Here is a 9,483-nt window from a genome sequence, read left to right as displayed (position 1 = left end):
GCCTGCGACTGCCACCACCAGCACGCCCCGGCCCCGGCCCCGCCCCGCGTACAGCGGCCCGGCGGCCTCCAGCTCACCCCGGCCGGCCTCGTCACGGTCGTCGCCGGTGGCGCGGGCCTGGTCCTCGTCGTCGGCGCGGTCCTGGTCTCGATGCTGCTGGCCGTCGCCGTCACCGGCGCCTCGGTCGCCGTCTGCGCCGTCGTCCTGCGCTCCCTGCTGCACCAGTCCCGCACCCGCTGAAAGGAGTTCCTGACATGGGCATCTTCCGCCGCGCCACGAGCGCGTCTGCCCCGGCCGACCCGGCGATGGCCGAACTCGGGCGCGAGTACGCCAACGCCCGCCGCCACGGCGACCGCAAGACGATGAACAAGATCAAGCGACAGATCAACGGCAGCGACGGGGACCTGTCCTCGTTCGCCGAGGGCGCCCGCGCCTACGACGCGATCCCGCCCGCCTACTCCAAGCCCCGGCGCAACCGCCGCCGCTGAGCCGGCCCCGGGACGGCCATGCCACCAAGCTTCGACCGTCCCGGCGCCGTGCTCCTGCCCGAACCCAACGATCCGGAAGGAAGCACCATCATGGCCCAGCACACCCCTGCCCCGCGGCAGATCTGCCCGAACTGCGACGGCCACGCCTCCGTCGCCGTCACCCTCGGCGGCCGCAACAGCGCCGGCCACCTGCGCACCGTCACCGCCCACTGCCCGGCCTGCCACGGCACCGGCGCCCACCGGCCCCTCGCCACCGCGAAGGAGGTGCAGGTCTGATGGGCATCTTCCGCCGCAACCCTCCCACCAGCGACGACGACCGCTTCAAGGACAACGTGGAGCAGATCATCGCGGACGCCAGCGCCGACAGCGCGTTCAAGCACCGCGTCCACTACGCGCACGAGGACTACGACGCCTCCCGCGGTGAGGTCGGCAAAAAGCCCAGCGGCTCGCACTCCGGACCGTCGTGCGACGACGCCAACACCCCCCGAAGGGGGCGACGCTGGTGACCCACCCCGCGACCCTCGCGGACCTGGACCCGGCCACCTTGGGCGACCTGCTCAAGGTGGCCGGGGCCCCGGGTTTCGACCGCTGGCGGGACCAGGTCCACCGCACCGGCGGCTGCTCCGACCCGATCCACCTCACCGGATGGTCCCTCACCCAGGACAAGACCACCGGCGCCACCCTGCACCGCTACTCCACCACCGACGAGCCCGGCGCCCGTCTCCGCATCGCCTGCGGCAACCGCCGTGCCTCCCGCTGCCCGTCCTGTGCCTGGACCTACGCGGGCGACACCTTCCACCTCATCCGCGCCGGCCTCGCAGGCGACGACCGCCGCGACATCCCCGCCACCGTCCGCGACCACCCCCGCGTCTTCGCGACCCTCACCGCCCCCTCCTTCGGCCCCGTCCACAACCGCCCCGACACCGGCACCTGCCGCTGCGGCACCCCGCACACGCCCGGCGAGGACGTCCTCGGCACGGCCCTCGACCCGACCACCTACGACTACGCGGGCGCGGTCCTGTTCAACAACCACGCCGGTCAGCTCTGGTCCCGCTTCACCACCCGCCTGCGCCGCGAGATCGCCGCCCGCGCCGGCCTCACCCAACGCGAACTCAAAGAGTCCTGCCGGGTCTCCTTCGGCAAGGTCGCCGAGTTCCAGAAGCGCGGGGCCATCCACTTCCACGCCGTCATCCGCCTCGACGGCCCTGCAGGACCTCTCAGCCCGCCGCCCCACTGGGCCAGCACCCGGCTCCTCACCGAAGCGATCCGGGCCGCCGCCCGCCACCCCTACACCTCCCTCACCGTCCCGGCCGCCGCCGACCAACCCGCCCGCGCCCTCCGGTGGGGCACCCAGCTCGACATCCGCCCCATCAAGGCCTTCGGCGACGGCTGCGACATCACCGAACAGGCCGTGGCCTCCTACGTCGCCAAGTACGCCACCAAGGCCGCCGAGAACACCGGCACCCTCGACCGCCGCATCGGCAACCGCGAGGCCCTGGTCCTCCTCGACGTCCCCGACCACGCCGCCCGCCTCATCACCGCCTGCCTCGACCTGGACCGCCTCTACCCGGACCGCCGCCTCGCCGCCTGGGCCCACATGCTCGGCTTCCGCGGCCACTTCTCCACCAAGTCCCGCCAGTACTCCACCACCCTCACCGCCCTCCGCCAGGCCCGCGCCGACTACCGCGCCGCACAGGAACGCCAAGCACGCGGCCTCGCCGACACCGACCCGGACAGCGTGCTCGTCCTCGCCTCCTGGCAGTACGCCGGCCACGGCCACACCCCCGGCGAGTCCCTCCTCGCCGCGTCCATCGCCCGCGACATCCAGCTCAACCGCGAAACCGCCCGCGAAGCCCTGAAGGGGGAGCAGCATGAATGAGGAGCGACTCCTCAACGTCGTCCAGGTCGCCCAGATCCTCGGGACCACCGTGCGGTTCCCGCGCCGCCTGGTGGAGGAGCGGCGGATCACCTTCGTCAAGGTGGGGCGGCACGTCCGGATCCCCGAGAGCGCCGTACGCGAGTACCTCGCCGCTCACACCGTCGCGCCCCGTCGGCGTGGTGGAGCCGGCCTTCAGGGGGTGGCTGCCTGATGGCCGGGAAGCGTCGTCAGTTCGGGCGGGTGCGCAAACTCCCGTCCGGTCGGTACCAGGCCCGTTACGTCGGCCCGGACGGGCAGCTGAGGCCCGCTCCCCACACGTTCCGCACCAAGCGTGAGGCGGACGACTGGCTCGCCGACGTCCAGACCGAGATGCGGATGGGGGACTGGCGGGACCCGGACGCCGCGAAGGTCCCGTTCCAGAAGTACGCCGAGGCGTGGGTCAGGGAACGTCCCCTGGGGCCGACCACGGAAGAGCTGTACGAGATCCTCGTGCGGGTCCACCTGGTCCCCACCTTCGGGCGGCACGCCATCGCCGACATCACCCCGGCCGGCGTACGGGCCTGGCGGCGGGCCCGGCTGGACGCCGGCACCGGGGCCAGCACCGTCGCCAAGGCCTACTCGCTCATGCGCACGATCATGGGGACCGCCGTGGAGGACGGCTTGATCCGCCGCAACCCCTGCCAGATCAAGAACGGCGGCACCGTCAACACGCCGGAACGGCCGACCGCCTCTATCCCCGACGTCTTCGCCATCGCCGAGGCCTCGCAGGCCCGCTACCGCGCGCTCGTCCTGATCGGCGCCTTCTGCGGGCTCCGCTGGGGCGAGCTGGTGGCCCTGCGCCGGCGGGACATCGACCTCGACGCGCGCATGGTGCGGGTCCGCGGCTCGATCTCGGAGCTGAACAGTGGGGAGCGGATCTACAAGGCGCCCAAGAGCGAGGCGGGCAAGCGGTCCGTGGCCATTCCGCGGTCGGTCATGCCGGCGGTCGTCGCGCACATGAAGCAGTTCGCCGAGCCGGGGGCCGACGGCCGGGTCTTCGTCGGGGCGAAGGGGGCCACGCCCCGCCGCAACCACTTCAACGGGCTCTGGCACAAGGCGTGCGCCGAGGCAGGGGTCACCGGCCTGAGGTTTCATGATCTTCGGCACACGGGGAACACCCTGGCGTCGCACACGGACGCGAGCACGCGGGAGTTGATGATCCGTCTCGGTCAAAGTTCGACCCGGGCCGCCTTGATCTACCAGCACGGCTCGCTCAAGCGGGAGCAGGAGATCGCGGACGGCATCGACGCGATGATCGTCACCGCGCTCAAGAGGCACGGCCGCTCGAAGGGGCACGCGGGGGACACGCCGCACCCGTAGAGGCATCGGAAACGCATCAGGGCCAGGCGGAGAAATCACCCTCCGACCTGGCCCTGAGCCATCAAGAGCGGGCGACGGGAATCGAACCCGCGTAGCTAGTTTGGAAGACTAGGGCTCTACCATTGAGCTACGCCCGCACAGCGGTGCCGTCGGACGGTGGTCGACCGTGGCACGGACAGCATCCTAGCGGGTCGGGCCGGGGCGTCGCACACCCCTTTCGGCGGGGTCGGGCGGGCGTAGCGGAAAACCAGGGGCGTCGGACCGTCTCCGGGCATGTACCCTACGTGTCGCACCGACGGGGTGTGGCGCAGCTTGGTAGCGCGTCCGCTTTGGGAGCGGAAGGTCGTCGGTTCGAATCCGGCCACCCCGACCAGCACCACCCACCTCCACCGCGAAGATCGCGTTGTGGGCTGCTTCCCGCTTGCGGTTACTATGCAAGCTGCGTGCCCGTGTGTCTGATGTACCGGGCCCGATCCGCTGAGTCGCTGAACATGCAGCGCCAGCAGAACCCCAGAAGTCAGCCACAAGGAGACCGAACCGTGAAGAGCGCCGTGGAGACCCTGAACCCGACTCGGGTTCGGCTCACTGTCGAGGTGCCCTTCGAGGAGCTCAAGGACAGCCTCGACGCGGCGTACAAGAAGATCAACCAGCAGGTCACGGTCAAGGGCTTCCGCAAGGGCAAGATCCCGGCCCGGGTCATCGACCAGCGCTTCGGCCGCGGTGCCGTGCTGGAGGAGGCCGTCAACGACGCGCTGCCGAAGTTCTACACCGCCGCGGTCAACGAGGCCGACCTGAACCCGCTGGGTCAGCCGGAGGTCGACATCACGGAGCTGAAGGACGGCGAGACGCTGAACTTCACCGCCGAGGTCGACGTCCGCCCGACCATCGAGATCCCGGACTACTCCGGCATCGAGGTCGAGGTCGACGCGATCGAGGTCTCCGACGAGGACGTCGAGAAGTCGGTCGAGCAGCTGCGCAGCCGCTTCGCCTCCACCAACGTGGTCGAGCGCGCCGCCCAGGACGGCGACGTCGTGTCGGTCGACCTGGAGGCCAAGGTCGACGGCGAGGTGCTGCCGGACGGTGTCGCCAGCGACGTCTCCTACACCATCGGCTCGGGCGAGCTGCTCGACGGCATCGACGAGGCCGTCAAGGGCCTGGAGGCCGGTGGCGAGGCCACCTTCACCTCGCAGCTGAAGGGCGGCTCCGCCGCGGGCAAGGACGCCGAGGTCACCGTCAAGGTCACCAAGGTCTCCGCCCGTGAGCTGCCGGCCCTGGACGACGAGTTCGCCCAGCTCGCCAGCGAGTTCGACACCCTCGAGGAGCTGAAGGCCGACAGCCGCAAGCGCCTCGAGAACATGAAGCAGTACGACCAGGCCACCCAGGCCCAGGAGCGCGTGCTGGAGAAGTTCATCGAGCTCGCCGAGATCCCGGTCCCGGAGAAGCTGCTCGAGGACGAGATCAACACCCGCAAGCACAACCTGGAGCACCACCAGCTCGGCCAGATGGGCCTGTCGCTCGAGAAGTACCTCGAGTTCCAGGGCAAGACGGTCGAGGAGTTCGAGGCCGAGACCCGCGAGCAGGCCGTCAAGGGCATCAAGACCCAGTTCCTCCTGGACGAGCTCGTCAACAAGGAGAAGCTGAACGTCAACCAGGAGGAGCTCACCGAGCACCTCATGCGCCGTGCCGCCTCCTCCGGCATGTCCCCCGACCAGTTCGCCCAGGCGGTCGTCGAGGGTGGCCAGGTCCCGATGCTGGTCGGCGAGGTCGCCCGCGGCAAGGCGCTCGCCCTGGTCGTCGAGTCCGCCAAGGTCGTCGACACCAACGGTGAGGTCGTGGACCTGTCCGACGAGGACGAGGAGCAGGCCCCCGAGGCCGCCGAGGCCGCTGCCGAGGGCGACGCCGAGACCCCGGCCGACGAGGCCAAGTAAGGTCCGTACGGCCTGCTGAGAGCCGTGCTGAAGGGCCCGGACGCACCCGCGTCCGGGCCCTTCCGGTTCCCCGCGCGCACCGCCGGTTCCCGGCCCCCGGCAGCTTGCGCTCCGAGCGAACAGTTCGGGAACCGGGATGGCGTTGTCCGACCTGCGCGTTAGGGTCCATGACTATGAGGGCACTGCCCTCCGAACGAGACGCTGAGACGGCACGTGAAGCCGTCGGAGACGAGCAGGTGGATACGTGACGATTCTGAAGCCTTACGCGGGTGAGCCGTCCATCGGTGGCGGCCTCGGCGACCACGTCTACAACCGACTGCTCGGCGAGCGGATCATCTTCCTCGGCCAGCAGGTCGACGACGAGATCGCCAACAAGATCACCGCCCAGCTCCTCCTCCTGGCCGCGGACCCGGAGAAGGACATCTACCTGTACATCAACAGCCCCGGTGGCTCGGTGACGGCCGGCATGGCGATCTACGACACCATGCAGTACATCCCGAACGACGTGGTCACCATCGGCATGGGCATGGCCGCCTCCATGGGCCAGTTCCTGCTGACCGGCGGCACCTCCGGCAAGCGCTTCGCGCTGCCGAACACCGACATCCTGATGCACCAGGGTTCCGCCGGCATCGGCGGTACGGCCTCGGACATCAAGATCCAGGCCCAGTACCTGCTGCGCACCAAGCAGCGGATGGCCGAGATCACGGCGCACCACTCCGGCCAGACCGTCGAGGCGATCATCCGCGACGGTGACCGTGACCGCTGGTTCACCGCCGAGGAGGCCAAGGACTACGGCCTGATCGACGAGATCATCTCGGCCGCGTCCCTCGTCCCGGGCGGCGGCGGCACCGGGGCCTGAGCCCGGCCCCGGACCGTACACGGACAGCCCCAGCCCGCAGAACGCCACCAGGATGGTGAACACCCAGATGCACCAGATGCAGAACAACCTCTCCGCGAGCGGCCTCTACACCGGCGCCCCGGTCGACAACCGCTACGTCGTCCCGCGCTTCGTCGAGCGCACCTCGCAGGGCGTGCGCGAGTACGACCCGTACGCGAAGCTCTTCGAGGAGCGCGTGATCTTCCTCGGCGTGCAGATCGACGACGCCTCGGCCAACGACGTCATGGCGCAGCTGCTGTGCCTGGAGTCGATGGACCCCGACCGGGACATCTCGATCTACATCAACAGCCCCGGTGGCTCCTTCACCGCGCTGACCGCCATCTACGACACGATGCAGTTCGTGAAGCCGGACATCCAGACGGTCTGCATGGGCCAGGCGGCCTCCGCCGCCGCCGTCCTGCTGGCCGCCGGTACCCCCGGCAAGCGGATGGCCCTGCCGAACGCGCGCGTCCTGATCCACCAGCCGTCCGGCGGTACCGGCCGTGAGCAGCTCTCCGACCTGGAGATCGCGGCCAACGAGATCCTGCGCATGCGCGACCAGCTGGAGACCATGCTGGCCAAGCACTCGACCACGCCGATCGAGAAGATCCGCGAGGACATCGAGCGCGACAAGATCCTCACGGCCGAGGACGCGCTCGCGTACGGCCTGATCGACCAGATCATCTCCACCCGGAAGATGAACGTGGCCTGATACTTGCACGGGGCCCCTCAGCGGGGCCCCGGCAAGGTACCGTCGGATATGAGGCACCAGGAGCGCTGAACCAGGCGTCTCCCAGGCGAAGGGGAAGCACCTCGTGGCACGCATCGGTGACGGCGGCGACCTGCTCAAGTGCTCGTTCTGCGGAAAGAGCCAGAAGCAGGTGAAGAAGCTCATCGCAGGACCCGGTGTGTACATCTGCGACGAGTGCATCGACCTCTGCAACGAGATCATCGAGGAGGAGCTCGCCGAGACGAGCGAGGTGCGCTGGGAGGAGCTTCCCAAGCCCCGCGAGATCTACGAGTTCCTGGAGAGCTACGTCGTCGGCCAGGAGCCGGCGAAGAAGGCGCTCTCGGTAGCGGTCTACAACCACTACAAGCGGGTCCAGGCCGGTGAGAACGGCGGCGCGCAGGGCCGCGACGACGCGATCGAGCTCGCGAAGTCCAACATCCTGCTGCTGGGCCCGACCGGCTCGGGCAAGACGCTGCTCGCGCAGACCCTGGCCCGGATGCTGAACGTCCCGTTCGCGATCGCCGACGCCACCGCGCTGACGGAGGCCGGCTACGTGGGCGAGGACGTCGAGAACATCCTGCTCAAGCTGATCCAGGCGGCCGACTACGACGTCAAGAAGGCCGAGACCGGGATCATCTACATCGACGAGATCGACAAGGTCGCGCGCAAGAGCGAGAACCCGTCGATCACGCGCGACGTGAGCGGGGAGGGTGTCCAGCAGGCCCTGCTGAAGATCCTGGAGGGCACCACGGCCTCGGTGCCGCCGCAGGGCGGCCGCAAGCACCCGCACCAGGAGTTCATCCAGATCGACACGACGAACGTGCTGTTCATCGTGGGCGGTGCCTTCGCGGGCCTGGAGAAGATCATCGAGGCCCGGGCCGGCGCCAAGGGCATCGGCTTCGGCGCGACGATCCGCTCGAAGCGGGAGATCGAGGCCAGCGACCAGTTCCAGGAGGTCATGCCGGAGGACCTGGTGAAGTTCGGGATGATCCCGGAGTTCATCGGCCGTCTGCCGGTGATCACCTCCGTCCACAACCTGGACCGCGAGGCGCTCCTCCAGATCCTGGTCGAGCCGCGCAACGCCCTGGTCAAGCAGTACCAGCGCCTGTTCGAACTCGACGGCGTGGAGCTGGACTTCGAGCGCGAGGCCCTGGAGGCCATCGCGGACCAGGCCATCCTCCGCCAGACCGGCGCGCGCGGCCTGCGCGCCATCATGGAGGAGGTCCTGATGTCGGTGATGTACGAGGTCCCGTCCCGCAAGGACGTGGCGCGCGTGGTCATCACGGCCGACGTGGTCCGCTCGAACGTCAACCCGACCCTGGTGCCCCGCATCGTCCCCAAGGACCAGGGGCCGCACGAGAAGTCGGCGTAGCGGCACGACACAGCCAAAGGGGGGAGCCCCGGCCGGTCCGGCCGGGGCTCCCCCCTTCTTCTGCGTGCGGTGCCGGGGTCAGGCCTTCACACGCACCGCGCCGTAGACCTTCGCGGTCAGGGCCGCCACCTCGTCCAGAGTGGCGCTCGGGGCACCCAGGGCGGCCTTCGACGGGTCGAGGCTGTTCACGCCACCGAGGGTGGAGAGGTCCGCCCAGGCGCAGGTCGGGAGCAGCAGTTCCTTGGGGGCCATCGGATTGGCGGTCGACGTGGTGGCCTTGGCATTGGTGGCCTTGATGTTGGCGCACTTCATCACGCCGCCCTTGAAGCCCGACGGCTTGAACTCCTGAGGCGTGCCGACCACTTCGTACTTGAAGCCGAGGGCTTCGCTCTCCTTGTTCTTGCCCACACCGGCGAAGTAGGCGTCGACCGCCTTCTCCGGGTCGGTGATCGCGCCGTACAGGCCGAAGACGTTGAGCTGCTTGGCCGTCTTGTCGGTGCCGGTGGCGAAGCTCATGTTGACGCCACGCGGGTTCTGGACGCCGATGGTCTCGGCCCGTGTCTTGCCCTCGCCCTCCAGCGGCTTGTCCTTGCCGTTCTCGGGGTTCGTGGTCGTCTTCTTGTACTCCCCGATCGCCTCCGGCATCACCAGCTTGTAGCCCTTGGTGTCCTCGGACACCCCGCCGCCGCCGTCACCCAGGAGGTACCAGGCGCCGCCGCCGATCACGGCCCCTTCCAGGGCCTGGACCGGCTGGAGGCCCGTTCGGCCATCGTCGCCGCGCTGCGCGCCGACGGCCGGATCGTCGCCGAGAAGCGCCCGTACGTCCACTCCGTCGGCCACTGCTCGCGCT

12 protein-coding genes and 2 tRNA genes are annotated in these 9,483 nt (G+C 69.5%); 12 read left to right on the top strand and 2 right to left on the bottom strand.

Going from position 1 to position 9,483, the window contains the following annotated elements; genetic code table 11:
• The 7 genes from EF918_RS27455 to EF918_RS27425 all read left to right on the top strand — a co-directional run.
• Positions 1-240 (top strand): SpdD-like protein (locus EF918_RS27455; protein ID WP_125651608.1); only part of this gene is annotated, 240 nt, incomplete at its 5' end.
• Positions 241-254: 14 nt separating this feature from the next.
• A complete protein-coding gene (locus EF918_RS27450) occupies positions 255-488 on the top strand; it encodes a hypothetical protein (protein ID WP_125651605.1) in 234 nt (77 codons plus the stop codon).
• A 90-nt stretch (positions 489-578) separates the two neighbouring features.
• Positions 579-764: a hypothetical protein gene (locus EF918_RS27445; protein WP_125651603.1), complete on the top strand. Its 186-nt coding sequence runs from the start codon at positions 579-581 to the stop codon at positions 762-764.
• Entirely contained in the window at positions 764-994 is a 231-nt protein-coding gene (locus EF918_RS27440; protein WP_125651601.1) for a hypothetical protein, read from the top strand. The genes EF918_RS27445 and EF918_RS27440 overlap by 1 nt, the downstream gene beginning before the upstream one ends.
• Positions 991-2,367 (top strand): replication initiator protein RepSA, encoded by a 1,377-nt coding sequence (gene repSA, locus EF918_RS27435; RefSeq protein ID WP_125651599.1) that lies wholly within the window; start codon positions 991-993, stop codon positions 2,365-2,367. The genes EF918_RS27440 and repSA overlap by 4 nt, the downstream gene beginning before the upstream one ends.
• Complete coding sequence (locus EF918_RS27430) at positions 2,360-2,578, top strand: excisionase family DNA-binding protein (protein ID WP_125651597.1); 219 nt, start codon at positions 2,360-2,362, stop codon at positions 2,576-2,578. The genes repSA and EF918_RS27430 overlap by 8 nt, the downstream gene beginning before the upstream one ends.
• A complete protein-coding gene (locus EF918_RS27425; RefSeq protein WP_125651595.1) occupies positions 2,578-3,726 on the top strand; it encodes a site-specific integrase in 1,149 nt (382 codons plus the stop codon). Before EF918_RS27430 ends, EF918_RS27425 begins: the two co-directional genes overlap by 1 nt.
• Positions 3,727-3,792: 66 nt before the next feature.
• Here the strand turns inward: EF918_RS27425 and EF918_RS27420 are convergent.
• A tRNA-Gly gene (locus EF918_RS27420) sits at positions 3,793-3,863 on the bottom strand.
• 159 nt (positions 3,864-4,022) lie between these two features.
• On the opposite strand from EF918_RS27420, the gene EF918_RS27415 reads away from it, so the two are divergent.
• The 5 genes from EF918_RS27415 to clpX all read left to right on the top strand — a co-directional run bounded on the left by EF918_RS27415 (position 4,023) and on the right by clpX (position 8,633).
• Positions 4,023-4,099, top strand: a tRNA-Pro gene (locus EF918_RS27415).
• Between the two features lie 166 nt (positions 4,100-4,265).
• Entirely contained in the window at positions 4,266-5,654 is a 1,389-nt protein-coding gene (gene tig, locus EF918_RS27410) for a trigger factor (RefSeq protein ID WP_185921941.1), read from the top strand.
• 244 nt (positions 5,655-5,898) lie between these two features.
• Entirely contained in the window at positions 5,899-6,513 is a 615-nt protein-coding gene (locus EF918_RS27405; RefSeq protein ID WP_125651591.1) for an ATP-dependent Clp protease proteolytic subunit, read from the top strand.
• Between the two features lie 52 nt (positions 6,514-6,565).
• Positions 6,566-7,243: an ATP-dependent Clp protease proteolytic subunit gene (locus tag EF918_RS27400; RefSeq protein WP_312847869.1), complete on the top strand. Its 678-nt coding sequence runs from the start codon at positions 6,566-6,568 to the stop codon at positions 7,241-7,243.
• Positions 7,244-7,346: 103 nt separating this feature from the next.
• Positions 7,347-8,633, top strand: a complete 1,287-nt coding sequence (gene clpX, locus EF918_RS27395; protein WP_030201461.1) for an ATP-dependent Clp protease ATP-binding subunit ClpX — start codon at positions 7,347-7,349, stop codon at positions 8,631-8,633.
• Positions 8,634-8,711: 78 nt separating this feature from the next.
• On the opposite strand, the gene EF918_RS27390 is transcribed toward clpX, so the two are convergent.
• Positions 8,712-9,483: hypothetical protein (locus tag EF918_RS27390; protein WP_221889760.1), on the bottom strand; the 772-nt coding region annotated here is incomplete at its 5' end.

The organism is Streptomyces sp. WAC06614 (assembly GCF_003949795.1).
In the GTDB taxonomy this organism is placed as follows: Bacteria; Actinomycetota; Actinomycetes; order Streptomycetales; family Streptomycetaceae; genus Streptomyces.
The sequence above is the reverse complement of the archived record's forward strand: the minus strand, read 5'-3'. Positions and strand labels throughout refer to the sequence as shown.